27 protein-coding genes are annotated in these 24670 nt (G+C 41.7%); 6 read left to right on the forward strand and 21 right to left on the reverse strand.

The annotated features are described in order from the left end of the window. Window positions 1-20 precede the first annotated feature (20 nt). Window positions 21-530, forward strand: a complete 510-nt coding sequence (crr, locus tag Xedl_RS07290) for a PTS glucose transporter subunit IIA (RefSeq protein ID WP_074023163.1) — start codon at window positions 21-23, stop codon at window positions 528-530. 164 nt (window positions 531-694) lie between these two features. On the opposite strand, the gene cysM is transcribed toward crr, so the two are convergent. The 6 genes from cysM to Xedl_RS07320 all read right to left on the reverse strand — a co-directional run bounded on the left by cysM (window position 695) and on the right by Xedl_RS07320 (window position 6339). Then, window positions 695-1576 (reverse strand): cysteine synthase CysM, encoded by an 882-nt coding sequence (cysM, locus tag Xedl_RS07295; protein ID WP_074023164.1) that lies wholly within the window; start codon window positions 1574-1576, stop codon window positions 695-697. Window positions 1577-1709: 133 nt separating this feature from the next. Beyond that, the gene (gene cysA, locus Xedl_RS07300; protein WP_074023165.1) at window positions 1710-2798 is read right to left on the reverse strand and encodes a sulfate/thiosulfate ABC transporter ATP-binding protein CysA; all 1089 of its coding nucleotides are present in this window, start codon (window positions 2796-2798) and stop codon (window positions 1710-1712) included. Window positions 2799-2812: 14 nt separating this feature from the next. Next, the gene (gene cysW, locus Xedl_RS07305) at window positions 2813-3646 is read right to left on the reverse strand and encodes a sulfate/thiosulfate ABC transporter permease CysW (RefSeq protein ID WP_074023166.1); all 834 of its coding nucleotides are present in this window, start codon (window positions 3644-3646) and stop codon (window positions 2813-2815) included. Then, entirely contained in the window at window positions 3646-4476 is an 831-nt protein-coding gene (cysT, locus tag Xedl_RS07310; RefSeq protein WP_074023167.1) for a sulfate/thiosulfate ABC transporter permease CysT, read from the reverse strand. The genes cysW and cysT overlap by 1 nt, the downstream gene beginning before the upstream one ends. Next, window positions 4476-5513 carry a sulfate ABC transporter substrate-binding protein gene (locus Xedl_RS07315; RefSeq protein WP_074023168.1) on the reverse strand — a complete coding sequence of 346 codons (1038 nt, stop codon included), beginning with the start codon at window positions 5511-5513 and terminating at the stop codon, window positions 4476-4478. Before Xedl_RS07315 ends, cysT begins: the two co-directional genes overlap by 1 nt. A 262-nt stretch (window positions 5514-5775) precedes the next feature. Beyond that, on the reverse strand, window positions 5776-6339 hold the full coding sequence (locus tag Xedl_RS07320) for an RpoE-regulated lipoprotein (RefSeq protein WP_244149681.1): 564 nt from the start codon (window positions 6337-6339) through the stop codon (window positions 5776-5778). A 348-nt stretch (window positions 6340-6687) separates the two neighbouring features. Here Xedl_RS07320 and Xedl_RS07325 point away from each other — a divergent pair, with 348 nt between their 5' ends. Continuing rightward, window positions 6688-6939 (forward strand): hypothetical protein, encoded by a 252-nt coding sequence (locus tag Xedl_RS07325; RefSeq protein WP_143187401.1) that lies wholly within the window; start codon window positions 6688-6690, stop codon window positions 6937-6939. 89 nt (window positions 6940-7028) lie between these two features. Here the strand turns inward: Xedl_RS07325 and Xedl_RS07330 are convergent, their stop codons facing one another. After that, the gene (locus Xedl_RS07330) at window positions 7029-7451 is read right to left on the reverse strand and encodes a GNAT family acetyltransferase (RefSeq protein WP_074023171.1); all 423 of its coding nucleotides are present in this window, start codon (window positions 7449-7451) and stop codon (window positions 7029-7031) included. 140 nt (window positions 7452-7591) lie between these two features. On the opposite strand from Xedl_RS07330, the gene hemF reads away from it, so the two are divergent. The 4 genes from hemF to Xedl_RS07350 all read left to right on the forward strand — a co-directional run bounded on the left by hemF (window position 7592) and on the right by Xedl_RS07350 (window position 11578). Continuing rightward, the gene (gene hemF / locus Xedl_RS07335; protein WP_074023172.1) at window positions 7592-8500 is read left to right on the forward strand and encodes an oxygen-dependent coproporphyrinogen oxidase; all 909 of its coding nucleotides are present in this window, start codon (window positions 7592-7594) and stop codon (window positions 8498-8500) included. Between the two features lie 245 nt (window positions 8501-8745). Further along, a complete protein-coding gene (locus Xedl_RS07340) occupies window positions 8746-9825 on the forward strand; it encodes a M4 family metallopeptidase (RefSeq protein WP_074023173.1) in 1080 nt (359 codons plus the stop codon). 232 nt (window positions 9826-10057) lie between these two features. Next, window positions 10058-11116, forward strand: a complete 1059-nt coding sequence (locus Xedl_RS07345) for a M4 family metallopeptidase (protein ID WP_074023174.1) — start codon at window positions 10058-10060, stop codon at window positions 11114-11116. Between the two features lie 231 nt (window positions 11117-11347). Continuing rightward, the gene (locus tag Xedl_RS07350) at window positions 11348-11578 is read left to right on the forward strand and encodes a protealysin propeptide domain-containing protein (RefSeq protein WP_074023175.1); all 231 of its coding nucleotides are present in this window, start codon (window positions 11348-11350) and stop codon (window positions 11576-11578) included. A gap of 234 nt (window positions 11579-11812) precedes the next feature. Here the strand turns inward: Xedl_RS07350 and der are convergent, their stop codons facing one another. The 14 genes from der to fdx form a co-directional block, all read right to left on the reverse strand. Continuing rightward, a complete protein-coding gene (gene der, locus Xedl_RS07355) occupies window positions 11813-13309 on the reverse strand; it encodes a ribosome biogenesis GTPase Der (RefSeq protein WP_074023176.1) in 1497 nt (498 codons plus the stop codon). A 162-nt stretch (window positions 13310-13471) separates the two neighbouring features. Beyond that, window positions 13472-14644: an outer membrane protein assembly factor BamB gene (gene bamB / locus Xedl_RS07360; protein WP_074023177.1), complete on the reverse strand. Its 1173-nt coding sequence runs from the start codon at window positions 14642-14644 to the stop codon at window positions 13472-13474. 16 nt (window positions 14645-14660) lie between these two features. Then, window positions 14661-15281, reverse strand: a complete 621-nt coding sequence (locus tag Xedl_RS07365; RefSeq protein ID WP_074023178.1) for a YfgM family protein — start codon at window positions 15279-15281, stop codon at window positions 14661-14663. A 14-nt stretch (window positions 15282-15295) separates the two neighbouring features. Next, window positions 15296-16573 carry a histidine--tRNA ligase gene (hisS, locus tag Xedl_RS07370; RefSeq protein ID WP_074023179.1) on the reverse strand — a complete coding sequence of 426 codons (1278 nt, stop codon included), beginning with the start codon at window positions 16571-16573 and terminating at the stop codon, window positions 15296-15298. Window positions 16574-16676: 103 nt separating this feature from the next. Continuing rightward, on the reverse strand, window positions 16677-17798 hold the full coding sequence (ispG, locus tag Xedl_RS07375; protein ID WP_074023180.1) for a flavodoxin-dependent (E)-4-hydroxy-3-methylbut-2-enyl-diphosphate synthase: 1122 nt from the start codon (window positions 17796-17798) through the stop codon (window positions 16677-16679). A gap of 91 nt (window positions 17799-17889) precedes the next feature. After that, window positions 17890-18906, reverse strand: a complete 1017-nt coding sequence (rodZ, locus tag Xedl_RS07380) for a cytoskeleton protein RodZ (RefSeq protein ID WP_074023181.1) — start codon at window positions 18904-18906, stop codon at window positions 17890-17892. A gap of 116 nt (window positions 18907-19022) precedes the next feature. Next, a complete protein-coding gene (locus Xedl_RS07385) occupies window positions 19023-19442 on the reverse strand; it encodes a fimbrial assembly protein (RefSeq protein ID WP_074023182.1) in 420 nt (139 codons plus the stop codon). Window positions 19443-19513: 71 nt separating this feature from the next. Further along, a complete protein-coding gene (gene rlmN / locus Xedl_RS07390; protein ID WP_074023183.1) occupies window positions 19514-20692 on the reverse strand; it encodes a dual-specificity RNA methyltransferase RlmN in 1179 nt (392 codons plus the stop codon). Between the two features lie 238 nt (window positions 20693-20930). After that, window positions 20931-21359 (reverse strand): nucleoside-diphosphate kinase, encoded by a 429-nt coding sequence (gene ndk, locus Xedl_RS07395; RefSeq protein ID WP_074023184.1) that lies wholly within the window; start codon window positions 21357-21359, stop codon window positions 20931-20933. Window positions 21360-21685: 326 nt separating this feature from the next. Continuing rightward, window positions 21686-22009 carry a hypothetical protein gene (locus tag Xedl_RS33555; protein WP_244149682.1) on the reverse strand — a complete coding sequence of 108 codons (324 nt, stop codon included), beginning with the start codon at window positions 22007-22009 and terminating at the stop codon, window positions 21686-21688. Window positions 22010-22061: 52 nt separating this feature from the next. Continuing rightward, window positions 22062-22502: an enhanced serine sensitivity protein SseB C-terminal domain-containing protein gene (locus Xedl_RS07405; RefSeq protein WP_074023185.1), complete on the reverse strand. Its 441-nt coding sequence runs from the start codon at window positions 22500-22502 to the stop codon at window positions 22062-22064. Between the two features lie 155 nt (window positions 22503-22657). After that, window positions 22658-23953 (reverse strand): aminopeptidase PepB, encoded by a 1296-nt coding sequence (gene pepB, locus Xedl_RS07410; protein ID WP_074023186.1) that lies wholly within the window; start codon window positions 23951-23953, stop codon window positions 22658-22660. Between the two features lie 170 nt (window positions 23954-24123). Continuing rightward, window positions 24124-24318: a Fe-S cluster assembly protein IscX gene (iscX, locus tag Xedl_RS07415; protein ID WP_074019766.1), complete on the reverse strand. Its 195-nt coding sequence runs from the start codon at window positions 24316-24318 to the stop codon at window positions 24124-24126. 14 nt (window positions 24319-24332) lie between these two features. Then, window positions 24333-24668: an ISC system 2Fe-2S type ferredoxin gene (gene fdx, locus Xedl_RS07420; RefSeq protein ID WP_074023187.1), complete on the reverse strand. Its 336-nt coding sequence runs from the start codon at window positions 24666-24668 to the stop codon at window positions 24333-24335. Window positions 24669-24670: the final 2 nt, after the last annotated feature.

A 24670-nucleotide genomic window follows, 5' to 3' on the forward strand; every position in this document is an offset into this window, starting at 1 on the left:
AAACAATTAGGAGAAGATTCATGGGTCTGCTTGATAAATTGAAATCTCTGGTTTCAGACGATAAAAAAAATAGTGGCAGTATTGAAATTATCGCACCATTGTCAGGTGAGATAGTCAACATCGAAGATGTTCCAGATGTTGTTTTTGCTGAAAAAATCGTTGGTGATGGTATCGCTATTAAACCAACCGGCAACAAAATTGTCGCTCCTGTTGATGGCACCATTGGTAAGATCTTCGAAACTAATCATGCTTTTTCTATCGAATCTGATAGTGGCATTGAGCTATTCGTCCATTTTGGCATTGATACCGTTGAACTGAAAGGTGAAGGTTTTAAACGCATTGCCGAAGAAGGTCAACGGGTACAAAAAGGTGATTTGGTTTTAGAGTTTGATCTGGCATTTCTGGAAGAAAGAGCTAAATCAACCTTAACTCCTGTTGTTATTTCTAACATGGACGAAATTAAAGAGTTAACGAAAGTCAGTGGAGCAGTGGTCGTTGGTGAGTCTGTTATTATGCGCATCAAGAAGTGACAGAAAAATCATTGAGGAATATTTCCCTCTTTTTCTGTTAAGCGATTCATTTTAATTGATGAACTGTTCGTAAATCGTCACTGTTTTATCAAGCGAGTTAGTCGAATGTTTGATAAAACAGGGCGATTTTTTTTGAAATTATAGGCGTAATAAAAGATAAAAAGTTAATTAAAAACACCGGTAGATAAATACCTATCACCACGATCACAGATAATCGCAACAATGACTGCTCCAGGGTTTTCGGCCGCGATGCGTAACGCGCCAGAAACAGCACCGCCAGAGCTTACGCCACAAAAAATACCTTCTTTCTGTGCCAACAGCCGCATCATCGTTTCTGCTTCACTCTGAGTAATATCCAAGATCTGATCCACCAGCTCTTTCTGATAAATGCCGGGCATATAGGCCGGAGACCAACGACGAATACCAGGAATATGACTGTTTTCCGCAGGTTGTAATCCGATGGTTGTCACTCTGTCTGACTGAGATTTCAGATAGCGGCTCACCCCCGTAATCGTACCTGTCGTTCCCATACTGGAGACAAAGTGCGTGATCCGTCCCTGTGTTTGTTGCCAAATTTCCGGACCCGTAGTATTAAAGTGTGCCAGTGAATTATCCGTATTATTAAATTGGTCCAGAACTTTTCCTTCCCCATTCTTCTCCATTTCTTGTGCCAAATCCCGCGCACCTTCCATTCCCAATTCTTTACTGACTAAAATTAATTCAGCACCGTAAGCTCGCATTGATGCCTGCCTCTCAAGGCTCATATTTTCAGGCATCAACAATTTTAGGCGATATCCTTTTACCGCCGCGATCATCGCCAGTGCAATGCCGGTATTGCCACTTGTTGCTTCAATCAAAACATCACCTGAGGCAATTTCCCCACGCAATTCCGCTTGCAGGATCATCGAAAGTGCAGCCCTGTCTTTTACGGAACCCGCCGGATTATTACCTTCCAGCTTTACCCAAATCTCAGCATCAACACATTCTGTAATTCGTTGTAATTTCACCAGCGGTGTATTACCTATAAACTCTTCCAAGCTTGCCACAGCATTAACCTAATTCGTATAAGAATGGATAAACAAATAATCATATTAAGGAAACTGTAGCAAGACATTAAGCAAAAAATCCCCACTCCTTTGCATAGCAGGGAATAAGGATTCAATATAAAGATGAATTAAATCAGGCAGATTCAGCAAACCGCAACACTTTTAATGGCAAATCCCCCGCATACAAACGAGCGCCTGTGCCACCAATAAAATAGTCATTTCCCCTAACCGGTATGGAGGAAGCATCCCGCCAAATCACTGACAGGTATTCATCACCCCATCCTAACGGCTGAACAGATAGCAGGAAAAAATGGCCGCGCGGGCTCACTTCCATCACTTGCACTGGCAAAGGGCAGGCAGGTGTTTGCTTGGCACTAAGCGTCATATCCCAGGGCCGGAAAAAAACATCAACATTTCCTTGATGTAGCGGTGTGATATTCAATGGAAAAATTTTCCCGCCAATCCAGAGTTGGGAACCTTTAATTTCACCATTCAGTTTGTTTATTTCCCCCATGAATTCAAGGACAAAACGGCTCTCCGGTTCATGCCATACTTGTTGGGGAGTACCGGCCTGCTCAATGCGCCCTTGATTCATCAGTACCACCCTGTCAGCGACTTCCATTGCCTCTTCTTGATCATGGGTGACAAATACGCTGGTAAACTGCAATTCTTCATGTAACTGCCGCAACCAACGACGCAATTCCATGCGAACCTGAGCATCTAATGCACCAAAAGGTTCATCCAACAAGAGGATCTGTGGTTCAACCGCCAATGCCCTTGCTAAGGCTACACGCTGTTTTTGCCCACCAGAAAGCTGCGATGGATAACGTTCTGCTAAATGGGAAAGTTGCACCATATCTAGCAAGGCCATCACTTTACTACGCAGTGCCTCAGCAGTGGGACGCTGACGACGAGGGAGAACGGTCAGGCCAAAAGCTACGTTATCGAACACCGTCATATGGCGAAATAAAGCATAGTGTTGGAAGACAAATCCAACACGCCGATCTTTTGCATGTAGTCGGCTGACATCCTGCCCGTGGAATTTCAATTGGCCTGCACTCTGCTGCTCAAGCCCTGCGATGATCCGCAACAATGTCGTCTTGCCAGAACCCGATGGGCCAAGCAGGGCTACCATCTCACCCGATTCAATATCCAGTGAAATTTCATTCAGTATCTGAGATCGACCAAAAGATTTACTGATTTTACTGATTTCAATACTCATATCCCGTTCCTCACCTACCCTTGCTGGCGGCTTAAACGCCATTGCAATGCACTTTTGACAATCAGGGTAATCATCGCCATCACCGCCAATAAGGCCGCAGCCGTAAATGCGCCAACCGTGTTGTAATCTTGATACAACAGCTCCACCTGCAAAGGCAGCGTATAGGTTTCACCACGAATGGCTCCCGATACCACAGACACAGCCCCAAATTCCCCAATCGCCCGCGCATTGGTCAAAACAACGCCATATAACAACGCCCAACGAATATTTGGCAATGTCACGCGCCAGAACATCTTCCAGCCGGAAGCGCCCAATAATATGGCAGCTTCATCTTCCTGATTACCTTGGCTCAACATCACCGGCACTAATTCACGGACCACAAACGGACATGTCACAAACACGGTCACCAATACCATACCAGGCCATGAGAACATCAATTGGATGTCATAACTCCCCAACCAACCATTAGCACCATAAAAAAGCAGATAAAGTAACCCAGCTACAACCGGCGAAATCGCAAACGGAATATCAATTAATGTCAGCAATAATTGTCTGCCGGGGAATTGGAAACGTGTGACTAACCACGCCGTCATCACACCAAAAACTAAATTAAGGGGGACGGTAATAAGCGCAATCATCACGGTCAGCCAGATAGCGTGTAGCATATCGGAATCGAAAAGGTTCTGGGCAACCATGTCGATTCCTTTAGAAAAGGCAGTCAAGAAAATCCATGCTATCGGTATGACCAACAATAGAAGAGAAAAAAGTACACCAGTGCCGATCAACAACCATTTTCCCCAATTTATAGAGAAACGTTGTGCCACTGTGTGTACGGAAAATTCAGTCATTAATGTCCCCCTATCCGTTTACCAAAGCGGCTTTGCAATATATTGACACTAAACAGCAGTAATAACGATGCAGCGAGGATGACGGAAGCGATCGCACTCGCAGCCGGATAATCAAATTCTTGCAGGCGGATAAAGATCATCAGGGAAGCAACTTCAGTTTGCCAGGCAAGATTGCCGGCAATGAAAATCACGGCACCAAATTCTCCCAGGCTACGAGTAAAAGAGAGCACCGTTCCGGCAATCAATGCAGGTGAAACCTCAGGTAATACAACCCGCCGAAAAGTTTGCCAACGGCTTGCTCCCAATGTCTGTGCTGCTTCCTCGTATTCAGGGCCTAATTCTTCAAGTACAGGCTGAACAGTGCGCACCACAAACGGCAGGCTAGTGAATGCCATTGCGACTGCAATGCCCAGCCAGGTATTGGTGACTTTGATATCAAAATTACCAAGCCAGGCACCATACCACCCAGTTGCAGCAAAGAGCGTCGCTAGCGTTAAACCTGCAACTGCCGTCGGTAAAGCAAATGGCAAATCCATCAAACCATCTAATAAACTGCGTCCGGGAAATTGATAGCGCGTTAATATCCAGGCCATCAACATGCCAAAAACCATATTGAACACACTGGCAACCGCTGCGGCCAACAATGTCACCTTATAAGCGGCAACAACCTGTGGGTTGATGATGACTTGCCAATATTGCTCCCATGTCATACTGGAAAGCTGTACTACCAGCGCACTTAATGGCAATAGCAGAATAAGGCAGACATACAACAGGCTACAGCCTAAACTCAAGCCAAATCCGGGCAAGACACGTTTGCTAAATACCCGCATTATTTGCGCCCTTCTTTCACTAACTGATCAAGCGTACCGCCAGTATTGAAGTGAGTTTTCATCACTTGAGGCCAGCTACCGAATTGTTCTTCCAGGCGAAACAGTTTGGTTACAGGAAAACGGGATTGCTGTGCTTTCATCACATTTTGATCGATTACACGATAATTAAAACTGGCTATGATTTGCTGGGCTGCCGGACTATACAGATAATTTAAATACGCTTTAGCAACCGCTTCCGTACCGTTTTTCTGAACATTCTTATCCACCCAGGTTACCGGAAATTCAGCCAAAATATTCACCGGAGGTACAATAACCTGGTAATGATCTTCCCCATACTGTTTACGAATGTTATTGACCTCAGATTCGAAGCTAATCAGCACATCCCCGATTCCCCGCTCAATAAAGGAAGTTGTTGCGCCACGACCTCCGGTATCAAATACCTCGACATTCTGTAAAAAATGCTGCATCAGTTGGCGAACCTTAGCGGGATCATGCGGATTTTTTTGCTGAAAAGCGCCCCAGGCGGCCAAATAGGTATAGCGCCCATTACCTGACGTTTTTGGGTTTGGGAAAATTAACTTGACGTCATTGCGCACTAAATCTTCCCAGGTTTGGATATGCCTGGGATTACCTTTGCGTACCAGAAATGCCATAGTGGAATAATATGGCGAACTGTTATTCGGCAAACGCTGTTGCCAATGAGCGGGAATAAGATTGCCGCGATCGTGCAAGATCTGGATATCTGTGACTTGGTTATAAGTGACGACATCTGCCCGCAATCCATGCAAAATGGCCAATGCTTGTTTAGATGAACCGGCATGGGACTGCTTGATGGTCAGCTTATCCTGCGGGTTCCGTTCATTCCATTGTTTTTCAAATTCTGGATTCAAGCCCAAGAATAGTTCTCGTCCAATATCGTAAGAGCTATTCAACAACTCAACAGCCAAGGCGTTAGAGCTATAAACGTTGAGACAGGCACAAAACAACAGGCTAATCACTCCGCTGAGTAATTTATTTTTTATTGCCACTATTTTCATCCAACACCCTACTCGTCACATCATTTGACAACAATTTCTCTACTGTATCTAGAATCCTTATAACAAGGTAGTTTACTAGCTACTGTTTTATATACCGAATTTTTATGAGAAATGATGAAAAGCGATAAGGTATAGAAAATATCAGGTTACAGATGCCAGCCGCTTTCAACTCTCTGAAACGGTTTGAATTCTGGCACTCTGCCCTGATCATCCAAGTGGGTTAAAAGATTTTTACGTGATACAAAGCTTTTTTAGGCGTTTATCAGGATTTCCAAATAATGCGGGAAATTTTCCAGTCCTTCAAAACATCATCAGAAGGCATTAACCCTTCAGGTCCCTCCCAAACTCCGGTAAAAACATAGCTGACATGTTGACTTTGTGAAGCAGTACAAATGACAGCTGGCGACACAGTAAGATCATGAGAGCGCTGACATTTTCCAAATGCCTGGTGATAGAGATTGGAGAAAGGTGTGCCTATTTTCGTTCCCCAAACTGTTTTAACCTCATCATCCAACACGTCAATGCGATCAACTTTACCATTGACCAGACCGTGAAACTCCAGTTTTACCTGACCATCTTCCATGCCCTGAATAACACTCACTAACTTGCCATCTTGCATCTCCATACCACTACGCAGACGATATTTTCCCTCCAACCCTTTTTCGATCGCAGATTGGGACATATCCGTCTGTTTATTGATTTTTCCTATACCCTGCTCAGAAACGCTTAAGGAACTGCCAAGCCAATTAAAAGGCGATGATATTCTTAAAGTTCCGGCACAAGCCGTCAATAAGAATGAGCATCCTACTAAACTGCTGACCACCATAACCCTCTTCTGTTTAGAACAGGAATTAAATGCAAAAAATTTATTCATCTTTGTTTTCTTAACCTTTATCTCTATGGAGTTGTCATTTGATATCTATCAGACCACCTTCCTAAAAAAACATTCAATTGTAAATATACAAACCATTCATCAACAGAAACAACAAGATCATGTTTAAAAGATGTTATTTATTAAGTATTGCTCATCCATTTATAAAATAAACTGCATGATCGAGTAGCATTGATATTGATAATGTTTTCATCCCGTTATCCTATGTCGGTTATCAGCCAATGCTTATTTTATATTTCGCTGTTATGGATCATAGGATAAACCCTATAACTCAGGAGATAAATGATGAACACACCTTATCAATATCAAGTCGATTATCAGCAACCTTCCGGCTGGACTGTATTAAAAGGAAAGTCCATATCCTCTATACCTGAACATTATTTTCTATCTAAGGATGAGAATGGGAATATTAAAGTGGTGCTTTACTTTGACAATAAAAAGCCGGCAATGTCAAAAGATCTTCTTGTGATAAAAAACAAATATATAAGAAGATGGGCACACTCCATTCATGCTCCATCAAAAAATAATGATTGAAAAAGATAATGATGGCTAAATAGAGAGTATATAAATAATATGATCCTATTCAGCCATTACATAACTTGTAGGTTTATCTAACAATTCATTTAATCAATAATCAATCGCTTGCTAAACATGACATTTTCTTGACCAAAATAATCATATTCCATCTTTTCACACATACAGATTGTTGCATCATTCTCTTCTGGAACCACGATCAAAATACTGGGGCAACCTCTGGCCAATAATTTTTTTTCCAGGCGGGAGATCAATGCATTGGCTATTCCCCTTCCTCTGAATTCAGGATGTACACCCAGATAATAGGCATGACCACGATGTCCATCATAACCGCCCATAACTGTACCAACTACTTCTCCTGCAACTTCAGCAACCAGAAATAAATCAGCATCATGGGTGAGTTTGCGTTCAATATCTATTTCTGGATCATCACCAGAGTTAATCAAATCACAACGTTCCCAAAGTGTGATAACGGCTTCAAAGTCGTCTTGCCGAAATACCCGAATTTCCATAGTGAGTAAGCCTATTTAATAAGCAGTTGAATCAATGTTAATTATCACTACTTTTATTTTGGAATCAATCTGAAAATGCGTTTACTGATACTAGCAGGTATACTGCATGCCTTTATAAACTAATCAAAATGAAAACAGAAATGAATGTACCTAATCTATATCAAGTTAAGAATTTTCTTCTCTCATTGCAGGATCACCTCTGCAAGCAGCTAGAACAACTTGATGGTCAATCAACCTTTCTGGAAGACTGCTGGCAACGAGAAGAAGGTGGCGGCGGAAGAAGCTGTGTATTGACGGAAGGTAAGGTTTTTGAAAAAGCTGGTGTGAATTTTTCACATATTTCTGGCGCTTCAATGCCCGCTTCTGCTACAGCTCATCGCCCTGAGTTAGCTGGTCGCAGTTACCAAGCCATGGGCGTTTCTCTTGTCATTCACCCCATTAATCCCTATGTCCCAACCAGCCATGCAAACGTGCGTTTCTTTATTGCTGAAAAAGAAGGAAAACCTCCTGTATGGTGGTTTGGCGGTGGCTTTGATCTCACGCCTTATTATGGTTTCGAAGAAGATGCTATTCATTGGCACACCGTTGCCAAAAATTTATGTCAACCGTTTGGTGATGATGTTTATCCAAAATATAAAAAATGGTGTGATGATTACTTTTTTATTAAGCACCGCAATGAGCCACGTGGCATTGGTGGTTTATTTTATGACGATCTAAATACGCCCGATTTTGATACCTGCTTTAATTTCACGCAAGCTGTCGGCAATGGATTTTTATCCGCCTATTTACCTATTGTAGAACGAAGAAAAGATATAATCTGGGGTGATCGGGAAAGACAATTCCAATTATATCGTCGAAGCCGCTATGTTGAATTCAATCTTGTTTGGGACAGGGGAACGCTTTTTGGCCTGCAAAGCGGTGGAAGAACTGAATCCATATTAATGTCCATGCCCCCATTAGTACGTTGGGAATATGGTTACTCCCCAGAAATCAACTCTCCTGAATCTAAATTATATACTTCATTTCTGATAAAAAAAGATTGGGTATGACAATTCTAAACAGGAATATAAGAAAATTTCTTTATTCCTGTTTTACGCCTTTATTTTAAAAAATTTAACCTGAAGAATATGGGTTATTTATCATAACACTGATAAAAATATTTATTTTTTCATTAGCAATATTCTGACATAAAAAGTCAATGCTCATACTAATGACTCGCTTATTAATTACAGCTAGTATTCAATCCGGGCCCAAAAAACGAATACAATATCTAACAACAAAATAGGGTATTATTATGAGCAATAATCAAACCAACATATACAGCTTAATTCCTCCATTTATTCTGGAATATATCTCTGATGATTGTGATATATATAATAACCAATATGTATTAAAGACCTTAGATCATGTTTATCAATTGATGAATGCGCCTGCTGAAGAAATTTTTTCTCAACAGGATAAGCAGGAAGCTAAAACAAAAGCAGACGATAAACTACATCGCACTATCTATGACGCTAAAAATAAAGAAGATTTTCCAGGGGAAGAGTTATCTCGCAGCGAAGGTATGCCAGAGAGTTTAGATGATTCAGTTAATGAGGCTTATGAATATCTTGGTAAGACTCATGAATTCTATAAAAAAGTTTTCGGCCGCAATTCTCTTGATAACAAAGGAATCAGGTTAATTGCTACAGTACATTATGGAAAAAATTATCTGAACGCATTCTGGACCAGAAAACAAATGGTATTTGGTGATGGGGATGGAAAATATTTCAATCGTTTTACTTCTGCCATTGACATTATAGCTCATGAGTTAACTCACGGTGTCATCGAGAGCGAAGCTGGGCTGGATTATATCTACCAGTCTGGTGCTCTTAATGAATCCATCGCAGACGTATTTGGCATTATGGTAAAACAATATGTTAATAATCAAAAAGTCGATGAATCCAACTGGCTATTAGGTCAAGGTTTACTGGGACCAAAATTTAACCCAGAAAATAAATCTGATGTTGGCCTACGCTCCTTTATTAACCCTGGAAGCGCATTTTCCGGAGATAAGCAAGTTGGTCATATGGATCAATATGAAGATCTCCCCTTTTTCGTTGATAATGGCGGCGTTCACATATATTCAGGCATTCCTAACAAGGCATTTTATTTGGTAGCGACGGAGTTGGGAGGCTATGCCTGGGAAAAAGCAGGAAAAATTTGGTATGAAACGCTACTGGATAAGCGTCTATCTTCAGATGCAGATTTTGAAGATTTTGCCAAACTGACGATTGATAATGCTGAGAAGTTATTCGACCAGAAAACATCAGCTATTGTTAGTCGGGGTTGGAAACAGGTTGGTGTTTTACTTTCCAAAGAAAAATTAAATTAATATTAATAATATACCAATTCAGATTGGATGCAGTAACAGTAAGATAACCCTAAAATAAATAATAAAGGGTTAAGGATAGCCCTTTATTATATTTATAAATTAATATAATTAATATGTCATAACCCAACAAAAAAACCTTCCGTTAGTAGAAAATACCATCATTTAGATTAATACTTAATTAAAGTCCCTAGAGATAAAATATACATAACATCTAAAAAGTGGGGGTATTATTATGCGAAACAATCAAAAAAAATTAAACAAATCCGGTATCATTCCACCCTATTTATTAGAATATGTTGTTAAAATTTGCGGCCAAACCGATAAAATGTGCATATTAAAAACATTAAATCATGTTTACAATTTAATGAATAGCTCTGCTGAAATGGACGTTTTATTTCATGAATATCAACCAGGTTATGATGATAAATTAAATAGAACTATTTACGATGCTGAACATAAGGATCAATATCCAGGAGATAAATTAATTTTAAGTGAAGGTATGGCTGCGATTGATGATGTTTCAGCCACTGAAGCTTATAATTATCTTGGTAAAACCTATGAATTTTATAAGGAGGTTTTTGACCGTAACTCTATTGATAATAAGGGTCTTAGATTAGTAGCTACAGTACATTATCAAGAAAACTATATGAATGCATTTTGGGATAATAATCAAATGGTGTTCGGTGATGGTTATGCTCCTTATTTTCACCGTTTTACCTCCTGTATTGATATTACTGCACATGAACTCACCCACGGAGTAATTGAAAGTGAAGCAAATCTTGATTATGCCTATCAATCGGGGGCATTAAACGAATCTATCTCAGATGTATTCGGTATTATGGTGAAACAGTATGCAAATAACCAAAAGGCCAACGACTCTGATTGGTTAATAGGCCAGGGAATATTTGGCTCGGCACTTAATCCAGACAATGATCCTAATGTTGCCTTGCGCTCATTCAAAAATCCGGGAACAGCAAGCCCGAAAGATAATCAAGTCGGTCATATGGATCAATATCAGGATTTATCCTTCAGAGACGATAACGGGGGTGTCCATAAATATTCGGGTATTCCTAATAAAGCGTTCTATTTATTGGCAACAGAGTTAGGGGGCTATTCATGGGAGCAAGCCGGAAAAATTTGGTATAACACTTTATTGGACAAACGATTGTCTCACAAAGCCAGTTTTAATGATTTTGCACAACTAACTGTTGATAATGCTAACGTATTATTTGGCAAGAAAATGTCGGATATTGTGACTCATTCATGGAAACAAGTCGGAACTTTACTTTAAACGTTGTAATCCCCCTCTAACCATTCAAGACCAGGGAAGGTCTTGATTACATTTATATATTTATCCTTAATTTAATTAAGCTAATGATCTTACTCTCATGTCATATCATAAAAATTCATATCATAAAAAATTTACATTTTTAGTAGTGACTAACATGGTTAATTTGGCTACTATCTAGTTTAGGTCAAATATACACCAACACGATAACATACCGACAAATAGGGCATTATCATGAGTAACAATGAAGCAAGAAAACAAAATATAATTCCCCCTTATTTACTGGAGTATATTGCAAAAACCTGTGATGCTAACGATAAAGAGTGTGTTTTGAATACATTAGAGCATGTCAATAAACTTATGAAAAACTCAATTAACAAAAACGCCTTAAACTCTCAAGATGATCCTTTAATATATAAAAAAAAACCTGAGCCAGAAGATAGTTATTCATTGCCAGAAAAATAGTGTTACTCTCTGATTTGCCTAATTTTAATATGAAAAAAAATTAAATGTTAAAATTAATAGAACCAAATTTACAATAACTTCATTGATAAGCTTAAAAGATATCCCAAACTAATTAGATTAACTTCTAAAATTATTTCTATCTGCTATGCTTTATGATAGTTAAATTATTATTTCTATATCTAAATAATAAAGGGCTAAAAATAGCCCTTTATTTATATCAATATTTTTAAATAATTACCGTTTTTTCAGATGTTCCATTAAACGCTTACGTTTACGGAGCTGAGATGCTGTTAATGTATTTTTCTTATCGGCATAAGGGTTAGCTCCTTCTTTAAATTGGATACGGATAGGTGTTCCCATCACCTTCAAAGAACGGCGGAAATAATTCATCAAATAACGCTTATAGGAGTCAGGTAAATCTGTTACCTGATTACCGTGGATAACCACAATAGGTGGGTTATATCCACCAGCATGAGCATATTTCATTTTCACCCTGCGACCACGGATCATCGGCGGCTGGTGATCATCCTCTGCCATACGCATTATACGGGTTAATAAGGAAGTGCTAACGCGACGGGTTGCGCTTTCATAGGCTTCCAAAATTGACTCAAATAAATTGCCAACACCACTACCATGTAGTGCAGAAATAAAGTGAATACGGGCAAAATCAACAAAACCCAAACGTAGCTCAAGCATATCTTTGACGTGATCTTTATCTTCCTGACTCATGCCATCCCATTTGTTGATGGCGATAACCAGAGAACGACCACTGTTAAGAATAAAACCCAGCAGAGAGAGATCTTGATCAGAAATGCCTTCACGAGCATCTACTATCAGTAACACAACATTGGCATCTTCAATCGCCTGAAGCGTTTTAATCACAGAAAATTTCTCAACCGTTTCAGTGACTTTCCCACGCTTACGAACGCCCGCTGTATCAATCAAAATATATTCACGGCCATCACGCTCCATAGGAATATAAATGCTGTCACGGGTCGTACCAGGCATATCATAAACGACAACACGTTCTTCACCCAAAATACGGTTGGTTAATGTGGATTTACCCACATTAGGGCGGCCAACAATAGCAAGTTTCAGAGGCAACGTTGTCGGATCAAATGCCTCCTCCTCCTTTTCTTGTTCAGCCGAAGCATCCAATTCGGCTTGCTCCATTTCTGCCCAATACGCTGCGTTAGCTTCTTCTTCCGTTAATTCAACGTCTTCTTCCGTTTCTTCTTTATTAGAAAATGGCAACAACACACGTTCAATCAGTTGTGTTACACCACGGCCGTGAGAAGCAGCAATGGAATAAACATCTCCTAAACCTAGTGAATAAAATTCAGCTATAGAGGTATCAATATCGATACCATCGGTTTTATTCGCCACCAAAAAAGTTGCTTTTTCACGGCTACGCAGATGCTTGGCAATCGAATGGTCAGCAGGCATCAATCCCGATCTGGCGTCAACCATAAATAGAACAATGTCCGCCTCTTCTATGGCCATAAGAGATTGCGTAGCCATATGCGTTTCTACGCCTTCTTCCGTACCATCAATACCGCCCGTATCAATGATGATGAATTCCTGCCCTTCAACCTCCGCCCGTCCATACTTACGATCACGGGTTAAGCCTGGGAAGTCCGCTACCAGCGCATCTCTGGTTCGGGTCAATCGGTTAAATAAGGTGGATTTTCCAACATTGGGGCGCCCAACCAGCGCAACGACAGGTATCATTTTCTTGATGCCTCATGACTAGATTTAAATCGATACCCTGCTGAAAGTGACGTCTTAATATTGTTCATCACAGCAAGACACAAAGATACTAAAAAGACGAAACGGCTCCTGTTATTCTCAGGAGCCGTATAATTGTGTGTTATTTAAAACACGCTCTGAAAGTTAGCGGGTATACAGATAAACTGTCCCGTCTTTCGCTTGTAGCATCAGTTTATCGCTGGCAACAACCGGACGACTCAACAGGCCGGAACCATCAACCTTGTTCTGCGCCACAAATTTGCCATCAGCCATATTCAACCAATGCAAGTAACCTTCAGCATCACCAACAACCAGATAGCCATTGTACATTTCCGGTGCTGTCAGGTTACGGTGCAAGAGATTATTTTGCGACCATAATGTCACACCATCACTCTTGCGTAGGGACAAAATATGATCATCTTGATCAACAATAAAAATGTTGTTGTCAGTGACCACCATATCATGCACCGAACCCAGATCACGTTTCCAAATGATCTGGCCTGAACGCATATCCATTGCCACCAAATTACCGTTATAAGCTATCGCGTAAATAACATTGTCTGAAATGACCGGAGTCATATCAACATCATTCAGACGATCTATTTCGGTAGAACCTGTTACCTGAGAAATACGCTGCTGCCAAATTAGTTGCCCCTCAGACAGCAGAACCGCACTAATACGACCATTGTCACCACCTACAATAGCTGCACCATAGGCCACGGCAGGAGCGGATTCACCACGAACGGACAACGCAGGTGTATCCATGTTAACTGACCAGACAATACTACCATCGGTTTCGTTTAATGCCTGCAACATACCATTACCGGTATGAATCAAGACAAAACCATCACTCACAACAGGACGGGACAACGCTTCGCCGGCAACCGTTGACTCCCATTCAACCTTACCGTCCGTTACATCCAATGCGATGACTTTCGCCTTTTCTGTGCCGACATACAGGCGATCACCGGATACCGTCAAACCACCAGAAAGCAGCGCTGGCAAATGGGATGACAATAGACCGGCTTTTTCTGACAGATCCGTTGTCCATATCTCTTTGCCGCTGTCTATATCAAATGCTTTGATAACACCATGACGGTCAGCAACATAAATTGTCGAACCCTGCCAGGTCGGTGATAAATGGGAGTAATACTCTCCCGTACCACTCCCAACAGACTTATCCCAAACGATACGAGGTTTGAATTGATTTTCAACCTTCGGTAACGGTGACATTGTTACCGCATCCTGTTCACTTGAACAACCTGCCAGCAGAACAGAAGCAACCAGCCCAACCAAGAGTGTTTTTCGAAGCTGCATTATGAAGTTGGCTCCCTTAGTTGGATAAATTATTAAGTTTGATTTTCATAAAATCCTTAATTACCTGCGGGCCATCAAGTCCAAGTCCCGTGGAATAGGCTGCACGTGCGCCAGCAATATCCCCTTTTTTAGCCAGAATATCCCCACGAATATCCTCAACCATAATCTGCCAGCCTTTGCCTTTGACCAAATCCAACGTTTTCAATGCAACATCTGCTTTATCTTCCGCTAATTGAACCCTGGACAGGCGGAGGTTAGACAATGCTTGCATGTTCTCATCTTTAGCTTTGCCGGATGCCGCTAGCAAATTTTTCTCTGCCTGAGCCAAATCATTCTGAGCAACAGCTTGTTTTGCCAGTTCCAGATCAGCCATAACACCGTAGACATTGTTTGTCTCATTAGCGAACTTTTCTACGGCAGCAACATGTTCTTTCGATCCCGACGCCAGTGATTTGTTCAATTCTTCAAATACTGCCGCCGTATTATGTAATTGGTTGGTTTGATGACTCTGCCAGTAACGCCAACCCAACAAAGCACCAATACCTAACACCAGGCCAACAGCAAGGTATTTACCGTTGGTAGATAAAAAACGCTTTATCGCGTCAACTTGTTCAGTTTCTGTGGTATAGACTTGCACTAGAGTCTCTCTCCTTAGCCTAACAGTTCGCTCAAACGCGCTGCGATCGCTTGTTGTGACAACGTTTCTTGTTCACCGTTGCGTAAATCTTTCACTGTAATATTGCCTGCCTGAATTTCATCTTCTCCCAGGATCAAGGCGACTTTGGCGCCGTGTTTACTCGCACGTGTCAATTGTTTCTTAAAGTTACCACCGCCGTGGTTAGTCATTAAACGTAATTCTGGCAGTTGATCGCGGATTTTTTCGGCCAATATTAATGCCGCCTGCTGGCTCCCTTCACCAAAGGAAGAGAAATAAACATCGGCAACGGTCAGATCAGCAACAAAGTCAGGATTGACTTCCTGCACTAATAAGACCATACGTTCCATGCCCATGGCAAAACCAACTGCGGGTGTTGCTTTACCGCCCAATTGTTCAACTAAACCATCGTAACGACCACCGGCACAGACGGTTCCCTGTGCACCCAATGCTGATGTCACCCATTCAAAAACAGTACGGTTGTAATAATCAAGGCCGCGAACCAGACGCTGGTTGATGCGGTATTTTATCCCAGTGTTATCAAGTATCTGGCACAGTCCATCAAAGTGCTCTTTTGACTCAGCATCAAGATAATCAAACAACGCCGGCGCATCATTTAAAAGTTGCTGAATTTCAGGGTTTTTAGAGTCCAATACACGCAGTGGATTGGTATACATGCGGCGTTGACAATCCTCGTCTAATTTCTCTTTGTGTTGCTCAAGGAATGCTACCAGCGCCTCACGATAATTTGCGCGGGCTTCTAATGAACCAATTGAGTTCAATTCAAGTGTAACGTGATCGGCAATGCCGAGCTCACGCCACCAACGTGCTGTCATTAAAATAAGTTCAGCGTCAATATCTGGCCCTTGTAAGCCAAACACTTCAGCCCCTAACTGATGGAATTGACGGTAACGGCCTTTTTGTGGACGCTCATAACGGAACATAGGCCCGATATACCATAAGCGCTGTTCCTGATTGTACAGCAGACCATGCTGAATACCGGCACGGACACATCCTGCGGTATTTTCTGGGCGCAGGGTCAAGCTTTCACCATTGCGATCGTCAAAAGTATACATCTCTTTTTCGACAACGTCGGTTACTTCCCCAATTGCACGTTTGAATAACGGGGTCTGCTCTACAATCGGTGTCCGAATTTCGCTAAAACCATAACCTGACAGCACACGCTTCACCGTAGATTCAACTCGTTGCCAGATGGCCGTTTCAGCAGGAAGGCAGTCGTTCATGCCACGAATAGCTGGGATATTTTTTGCCACGTTTTATCTCTTATTAATATTTATACAATGCCATCGATTATAAAAGCGAATACTTGCAAGGTTCAATCTGCAAGCAAATCTATATGCTTATATCCCCAATAAATTACTCATCAAGCTGATTGATGCTGATTCGGTTCTTAGCATCAAGGATAGCTGCCTTCGCCCTAATTTTCGCTTCAAGTTGATCAATCAAGTTATTATTGTCAAAACGCTCTTTTTGACGAATGCCATCTTCATAAAAGCCACTTTTGGTTTTCGCCCCTGTTACGCCAAGCGTTGAAACTTCAGCTTCCCCAGGACCATTCACGACACAACCAATGATAGAAACATCCATTGGAGTGATTAAGTCTTCAAGACGCTGCTCAAGTGCATTAACTGTACCGATAACATCAAATTCTTGACGCGAACACGTTGGACAGGCAATGAAATTAATGCCCCGTGAACGAATACGCAATGCTTTCAGAATATCGAAACCGACTTTAACCTCTTCCACTGGATCTGCGGCCAACGAAATACGCAGCGTATCGCCAATTCCTTCTGACAACAAAATACCAAGGCCGATTGAAGATTTCACCGCACCCGCACGAGCGCCACCTGCTTCCGTAATGCCCAAATGCAGCGGTTGATCAATTTGTTGAGCCAGTAAACGGTATGCCCCAACCGCCAGGAAAACGTCAGAGGCTTTGACACTCACCTTAAATTGGTTAAAGTTCAGACGATCAAGAATATCCACATGACGCATTGCCGATTCAACCAACGCTTTTGGTGTGGGTTCACCATATTTTTCTTGTAGATCTTTTTCCAGCGAGCCACCATTAACCCCAATGCGAATCGGAATGTTATTGTGGCGGGCACAATCCACAACCTGACGAATACGCTCTTCGTTACCGATATTGCCAGGGTTGATACGCAGACAGTCAACACCATATTCTGCCACTTTCAATGCAATGCGGTAATCGAAATGAATATCGGCAACAAGAGGGACATTGACTTGCTGTTTGATGGACTTGAACGCTTCGGCTGCATCCATTGTTGGAACAGACACTCGAACAATATCAACACCTACACGTTCTAACGCCTTAATTTGATTGACTGTCGCTTCAACATCTGTTGTTCGTGTGTTAGTCATTGATTGCACGGCAATCGGTGCATCACCCCCGATGGGAACATTACCGACATAAATACGTGTCGATTTACGTCTTTTTATCGGTGATTCATTATGCATTTTTACATTACTCCCCTACATCCCTGTATTTTTGTTTATAAGAATTACAACTATGCTGTGGTGAATAACTCTGCCGAAGCAGTTAAGGCATCTATTTCAGTGTCAGTTTAGCCGTGATGCCTTTCTTCACGAAGGAACTCAGATCTACTGGTTTTCCTCGGAACTGAACCTTAACCTTGGCAGGGGCGCCAATATTCACTGAGTAAGGTAAATTACCGGAAAGTTTTAGGCTATCCCCTCTCTTTTTGATACCACTAAATAACACCTTACCTTTAGCATCCTTGACCGCCAGCCAACATTCATCGCTGAAATCTATCACTAACTCATCGTTACCCGCTGTACTGATACTATTTACATCAGTCGATGACGGACTCACAACCGCATTATTCACTTCTGCATTGGCAGCAGCAGTTGTATTTTCTGGCATTGCATTAGTTGCAGATTGATTGGTTGCTGTGGATACCGGCACGCTGGAAGATACTGGAGCATTGCTGCTTACTTCAGTGCTATTTGCCTCTGCCGACGATGCTTTTTCTTGGGAAACACTATTTTGAGCAGCCGTTACGGATTGATTTTCTTTAAGAGGCGCTACATTATTTTCCCCAGCGGTTGGAGCCACCAGGCCATTTTCAGAACCTGACTGACTATTATTCTGGGCAGTTGATTGCGTGACCATTGAAGACAATTCTGTTTGTTGTACTTTATAGTTCTGCCACCACCACAGGAATGTCATACCCAACAATACAATGATAACAGCCCATGTTATCTTCATTAACCAACCGTCACGTTTCTTGCTTTTTTTTCCCGCAGAAAAACTTTGCATAGGCGCTGTTTTTATGGCATCGGGGGGGATCTGTTTATCCAAGGTACTTAAGATTTCAGATTCAGGCACCTGAACCAATTTTGCATAGGCGCGAACATATCCACGAAGGAATGTCGGTGAAATATTTGACGGGATATTATCTTCTTCAATATCACGAACAGTGGACAGTTTAAGACACAAGCGATCTGCCACAATTTGCTGAGAAAGCTCATGTTTTTCACGAGCCTGACGCAGAATCTGACCTGTTGTCAGATTGGCTTCTTCTGGGTAAGTTTCAGTCTTCATTAGCAAGGGATACTGGTACTGTTCTGGGTTAAAGAATTTACACAAATTAAGTTAATAGAACATATCACTTAATTTGTGTAGCGAAATCATCTAAATACTGCGTTGAACGCAAAAAATCACTTATCACAGCGATAACGGTCTGTATTGCTTTTCATATTTTTCATGACCAATTGCTCAGCTTGTTCATACTGCTTTTGTTCACAAAGAAAAATATAATAATGACGTACTACGGTATCACTTTCAGCCGCATACTGCATCGCCATTCTGTAATGCTGACTGGCGGTTTCTGGACGGCCTGCATATTGTTCATACAGTGCCATGCCCAGATGTGCCTCTGGATGATGAGGTTCCGCCAGCAAGACTTTTTGAAAATGATATTTAGCGGCCGGTAAATTTCGCTCCGCCAAATAAGCCTTCCCTAGCTGCAATCGTGTATCTATGGCAACAACCTGATGAGCGCGATGCGTTGATCGTTCTACACATCCCGTTAACAGGACAAAACAAACTATAGACCAAATTATTGATTTCCGTATCATACCATCTTCATTTATAAGGATATGTTAAACTTTGCCAGATTTTTAGCCATTAATCGATATTAAACAAAAAATTAGACTGTTTTTACCTGAATAGGTTCACCTGCCTGGCGTTTTTTCATTGTTCGCTTGGTTCTATCAATAACCTCACCGGCAAGCTGCCCACATGCCGCATCAATATCATCTCCCCTCGTTTTACGCACGATGGTTGTAAAACCGTATCCCATCAGAACCTTGGCAAAGCGATCGATTCGGCTGTTCGAGCTGCGTCCATAAGGTGCACCTGGGAATGGGTTCCACGGGATCAGGTTGATCTTGCTGGGGGTATCTTTCAGGCATTCAGCCAATTGATGAGCCTGCTCAACACTGTCATTGATATGATCAAGCATCACATACTCTACCGTAACGCGTCCCTGATTAGCATTGGATTTTGTCAGGTAACGACGTACTCCTGCCAAGAACTCTTCAATATTGTACTTGCGGTTAATTGGCACAATTTCATCACGAATATCGTCAGTGGGGGCATGTAAAGAAATTGCCAGTGCAACATCGATCATATCTCCCAGTTTATCCAGCGCAGGAACAACACCGGACGTTGACAATGTCACACGGCGTTTCGACAAACCAAAGCCGAAGTCATCCATCATGATTTCCATTGCGGGCACGACATTATTCAAATTGAGTAATGGTTCTCCCATTCCCATCATCACTACGTTGGTAATGGGACGACGACCACTGGATTTCAGTGATCCTATAATCTTAGCGGCGCGCCAAACCTGACCAATAATCTCAGAAACTCGCAGGTTACGGTTAAAGCCCTGCTGAGCCGTAGAACAAAATTTACACTCTAAAGCACATCCCACCTGAGATGAAACACACAGTGTCGCGCGATCATCTTCTGGGATATAAACCGTTTCAACCTGTTGACCACCTACAGTAATCGCCCATTTGATAGTGCCATCAGCAGAGCGTTGCTCTTCTGCAACTTCGGGTGCTTTGATTTCGGCAACTTGTTGCAATTTCGCCCTGAGCACTTTGTTGATATCGGTCATTTGCTCAAAATCGTCATAGCAATAATGGTAAATCCATTTCATGACCTGATCGGCACGAAAAGGTTTCTCTCCCATATCGATAAAGAATTGACGCATTTGTTTACGGTTAAGGTCGAGCAAATTGACTTTACCGTTTTTCTTTTCAGGCGTGACAGATACGACGGAAGTTGCAGGTGATACGGTTTCGTTAAGTTGGGACATTGTTACATCGCCTCGTTGTTACACTTTCGGCTCTATGCTGATCTGGTTTCAGCATTAAGTTTTCATGCGGTGACTGCCAATTCAATGATCATTCACTCTTTTAATCAGAGCGATATTGAATGAACATTGAAATAAAATAATAAACGCCCCGCTGAATCAACTCAGTGGGGCGCATCATTGTACAAACTTTACTGTTTATATGCTACTTAGAAGCTATTGCTACATACAACGAAAAGCGTTAGCAGCGAGGGAAGATTTCATCATCACTGAAAAAGTAAGCAATTTCGCGACTGGCAGATTCGGTAGAGTCTGAACCGTGAACCGCATTTTCAGTAAAGCTATCTGCGTAATCTGCTCGCAGAGTACCCGCTAATGCATTATCAGGATTAGTCGCACCCATTAAATCGCGGTGACGTTGAACGGCATTTTCACCTTCCAGAACTTGTACCATAATTGGGCCAGAGGTCATGAACGCCACCAGACCATCAAAGAAAGGGCGGCCTTTGTGTTCAGCATAAAAACCTTCCGCTTGCTCGCGTGTCAAATGCAACATTTTGACCGCGATAATTTTAAACCCTGCACTTTCAAAGCGGGCATAAATAGAACCGATAACATCTTTCTTCACGGCATTGGGTTTAATAATGGAAAAAGTACGTTCAATTGTCATTGCGTAACCTCTTTGGCACTTTCAGCGATGATTCATTTTAATTTTTATGCCCCAAACAGAACTGAAGGGCAACTCTACCCTGTATCTGACAGGGACAAAAATAGGCGTTGATTATAGGAGGAGAGTTTCTGCTTGCCTACAAAAAACACAACATTTTATTAAAACTTTCTTAGCGAAAATATCATTTTTTAGCATAAATCACATTTTCGCTTTGTTATACACGATGAAAATAACCATTTTATAAAATAATGCCTGTTCAGGCGATTAAATCCCAAACAGGCATACTGACCAAGATCATTGAATTCGTGTTTTTCACTCAATGTCAATTATAAAACCTGCTCTGTTACACACTGAATAAAAGGATTAACTTCTTCAGCCCTTTTCTTGCTTATATCCTGTTGACTTTCATCAGAGACTATAAATTTCCCTGTGAACTTTCCTTTAGGATCTTGGGTGGTTTTATCTGACGTACCAATAATACTGATAGTATATTTGTGTCCCGTCGGCAATAGGTCTGTACACTCTCTCAGCACTCCCTGACGGGAAAGCTCCTGATCTGTTATTTTCTGGTTATCAGTTACTGATGTATCAGCAAGAACAGTTGGTATATAAAATACGCCTAGCAGCAAAATATACGAAAAAACTTTCATCTTTTTTCCTCACTGTTTACGTTGAATTAATAATAACCACGATTTATTTGTTCTAACCACCGTTGAATTGATTGACAACCGGAATGGTATTGCGCAACCAGCTACCCAATTTACGCTGATAAAAAGGTTGAGTATGCTGAATCAAGTAATGGCTAATTCCCCCTTCTTGTTCATCAAGCAGGCAAAAATCGACTGATTCATCTTCATCAAGATATTCGCAAGCCAGTTCACCGGCGGCTTGGATCAATAAATTAATCTCACTCTCTGTCAGTGCCATACTGAATTCCACGCCAATTAACAAATTGGGGGTTTTATCCACATTTTTATCATGAGCCATGACTAAAAAAGCCCGCCGAACAGGTTTATGCTGTTTGAATAAATCAATCAGGGATTCAATAAGCTGAGTGGGTTGTTCTGCTGGTTGACTCAGTGTAATACGGCTTCCACTAGGAACCTTTATTTCGGTAGAGATAGACCCATTTGACAAACTCATGAAGATCTCCGGAAAATTCTGTTTTAAATGAATTCTATTTAAATTAATGCTGTTATAAAGTGAAGTTAAGAATACGGAAAAATGCAACAATAAATCTCGACAATAGCTCCTAATAAAAGGAGCTATTCAGATAGATATTTTAATTTATTGGCCTGTTATTTTGCTTTTGTCAGCAATAAATTGGCAATGGTACGTACGCCATATCCCGTTGCACCCGCAGCCCATTGTTCTACAGAGGATTTACGGTAAGTTGCTGAACAGTCAATATGCACCCAGCCTTTTTTGTAATTTTCGACAAAATGCGACAAGAATGCTGCTGCGGTACTTGCTCCTGCCGAATGTGCCGGTGACGCAATGTTGTTCAGATCAGCAAAGTTGGATGGCAATTGACTACGATGGAATTCAGCTAACGGTAAGCGCCAGAACAATTCATTTTCATTATCAGCCGCCGCCAGTAAGTCAGATACCAGTTGATCATCAAAACTTAATACTGAGTGATAATCATTTCCTACTGCGGTTTTCGCTGCGCCCGTCAAGGTAGCCGCATCAATAATAAGTTGCGTTTTTTCTGCACTGGCATCAATCAAACCATCAGCCAAAACCAGACGCCCTTCCGCATCTGTATTCATTACTTCAACCGTTTTGCCGTTACGGTAATGAATGATATCGCCCAATTTAAAAGCATTACCACTCACCATATTATCTGCGATGCTCAGGAACAGTTTGACACGATGTTTTAAACCACGGCTGATTGCCATAGCCAGTGCTCCCGTTAGTGTCGCAGAGCCGCCCATATCTGATTTCATCGAATCCATGAAATTAGAAGGTTTGAGGCTGTATCCACCGGAATCAAAGGTAATACCTTTACCAACCAGACAAGCAAAAACAGGCGCTTTTGCCTCTTTTGTTGGATTAAAATCTAATGCCAGGAACACAGGAGCACGGGAAGAGCCACGACCGACGGTATATACCCCTGCATATCCCTGTTCACGCAACTCATCCCCTTTGATGATGCGATAACTAACGGCATCACCCGCTACCCCGCGCAATAAATCAATAGCTCTCTGGGCAAGCTGTTCTGGTCCCAGATCTTCTGCCGGAAGGTTGATGGTATCGCGCACCCAATCAATGAATTTGATCCGTCTTTCCAGCTCCTGTTTTTCCGCCGCAGGGAGTTGTGGCCATTCAATTGTGCGCAATCCTTTAGGTGAACGAAAGCCCAACCAAAATGACCAACTTTTTTCCAGATCCCAGCCATCACCCACTAAAGCAATATTGCGAATTCCTTGCCCGTCAATTTTACGCCCGGCACGTTGAATGGCATCCAGCTTGCCATTGGCTTGCAAATGGATTGTGATCCCCTGCTCACTTGAGCTAATTAGTGCTTTTTCACCCCAGCAAGCGTTAGCTGGCTCATAAGACAGTGTTATGGGCATGATTTGTTTTGTCATTTTTTCTCACTTCTTATCTTATTTGTTCACTGTTTCACAGTGAGGGATTATAAAAAAACTGGCGATTGCCAGTTTTCCACTAAATGCAGACTATGCCAAGCTATTGAGCAAGAATCGGTGAGATTGCATATTATTTTTTGCTCTGGTTTTTGTCTTGGGCAAGTTGTCCACTATTCATATTCATCCAGCCACACCAGTAGAATAGCTTCCAATATTTTTTCGTTGGATTTCTGTGGATCGTCATCAAAACCATCCAGCTCACAAATCCATTCATGCATGTCGGTGAAACGCACTGTTTTTGGGTCTATATCAGGAAATTTATCATACAGTGCTTCGCCAATATCACGACTGTCAGACCATTTCACTTTCTGCTCTCCTGTCAGTGTTCGCGTGCATGGTTAATGGTGTATTTGGGGATTTCAACGACTAAATCCTCATCGGTAACTTTGGCCTGACAGCTCAATCGGCTTTCAGGCTCCAATCCCCATGCTTTATCCAACATGTCATCTTCTAGTTCAGAGCTTTCTTCCAGTGAGTCAAAGCCTTCCCTGACAATACAGTGACAAGTCGTACACGCACAGGATTTTTCACAGGCATGTTCAATTTCAATACCATTACGTAATGCAACATCCAGAATGGATTCACCTTCCTTCGCTTCCAATACTGCCCCTTCAGGACAAAGTTCGTTATGAGGTAAAAATACAATTTTAGGCATAA

It is taken from the genome of Xenorhabdus eapokensis, from assembly GCF_001908105.1.

Bases quoted from the DNA above. Each gene is read 5' to 3' on its own strand.
- Xedl_RS07405 (WP_074023185.1), bottom strand. From the start codon at position 22,502: ATGAGTTTGTCAAATGGGTCTATCTCTACCGAAATAAAGGTTCCTAGT.
- Xedl_RS07350 (WP_074023175.1), top strand. From the start codon at position 11,348: ATGAGTAACAATGAAGCAAGAAAACAAAATATAATTCCCCCTTATTTA.
- Xedl_RS07325 (WP_143187401.1), top strand. From the start codon at position 6,688: ATGATGAACACACCTTATCAATATCAAGTCGATTATCAGCAACCTTCC.
- fdx (WP_074023187.1), bottom strand. From the start codon at position 24,668: ATGCCTAAAATTGTATTTTTACCTCATAACGAACTTTGTCCTGAAGGG.
- rodZ (WP_074023181.1), bottom strand. From the start codon at position 18,906: ATGAAGACTGAAACTTACCCAGAAGAAGCCAATCTGACAACAGGTCAG.
- bamB (WP_074023177.1), bottom strand. From the start codon at position 14,644: ATGCAGCTTCGAAAAACACTCTTGGTTGGGCTGGTTGCTTCTGTTCTG.
- hemF (WP_074023172.1), top strand. From the start codon at position 7,592: ATGAATGTACCTAATCTATATCAAGTTAAGAATTTTCTTCTCTCATTG.
- Xedl_RS33555 (WP_244149682.1), bottom strand. From the start codon at position 22,009: ATGAAAGTTTTTTCGTATATTTTGCTGCTAGGCGTATTTTATATACCA.
- ndk (WP_074023184.1), bottom strand. From the start codon at position 21,359: ATGACAATTGAACGTACTTTTTCCATTATTAAACCCAATGCCGTGAAG.
- rlmN (WP_074023183.1), bottom strand. From the start codon at position 20,692: ATGTCCCAACTTAACGAAACCGTATCACCTGCAACTTCCGTCGTATCT.
- Xedl_RS07330 (WP_074023171.1), bottom strand. From the start codon at position 7,451: ATGGAAATTCGGGTATTTCGGCAAGACGACTTTGAAGCCGTTATCACA.
- Xedl_RS07320 (WP_244149681.1), bottom strand. From the start codon at position 6,339: ATGGTGGTCAGCAGTTTAGTAGGATGCTCATTCTTATTGACGGCTTGT.
- cysA (WP_074023165.1), bottom strand. From the start codon at position 2,798: ATGAGTATTGAAATCAGTAAAATCAGTAAATCTTTTGGTCGATCTCAG.
- crr (WP_074023163.1), top strand. From the start codon at position 21: ATGGGTCTGCTTGATAAATTGAAATCTCTGGTTTCAGACGATAAAAAA.
- Xedl_RS07340 (WP_074023173.1), top strand. From the start codon at position 8,746: ATGAGCAATAATCAAACCAACATATACAGCTTAATTCCTCCATTTATT.
- Xedl_RS07315 (WP_074023168.1), bottom strand. From the start codon at position 5,513: ATGAAAATAGTGGCAATAAAAAATAAATTACTCAGCGGAGTGATTAGC.
- ispG (WP_074023180.1), bottom strand. From the start codon at position 17,798: ATGCATAATGAATCACCGATAAAAAGACGTAAATCGACACGTATTTAT.
- der (WP_074023176.1), bottom strand. From the start codon at position 13,309: ATGATACCTGTCGTTGCGCTGGTTGGGCGCCCCAATGTTGGAAAATCC.
- Xedl_RS07345 (WP_074023174.1), top strand. From the start codon at position 10,058: ATGCGAAACAATCAAAAAAAATTAAACAAATCCGGTATCATTCCACCC.
- cysW (WP_074023166.1), bottom strand. From the start codon at position 3,646: ATGACTGAATTTTCCGTACACACAGTGGCACAACGTTTCTCTATAAAT.
- cysT (WP_074023167.1), bottom strand. From the start codon at position 4,476: ATGCGGGTATTTAGCAAACGTGTCTTGCCCGGATTTGGCTTGAGTTTA.
- Xedl_RS07385 (WP_074023182.1), bottom strand. From the start codon at position 19,442: ATGATACGGAAATCAATAATTTGGTCTATAGTTTGTTTTGTCCTGTTA.
- pepB (WP_074023186.1), bottom strand. From the start codon at position 23,953: ATGACAAAACAAATCATGCCCATAACACTGTCTTATGAGCCAGCTAAC.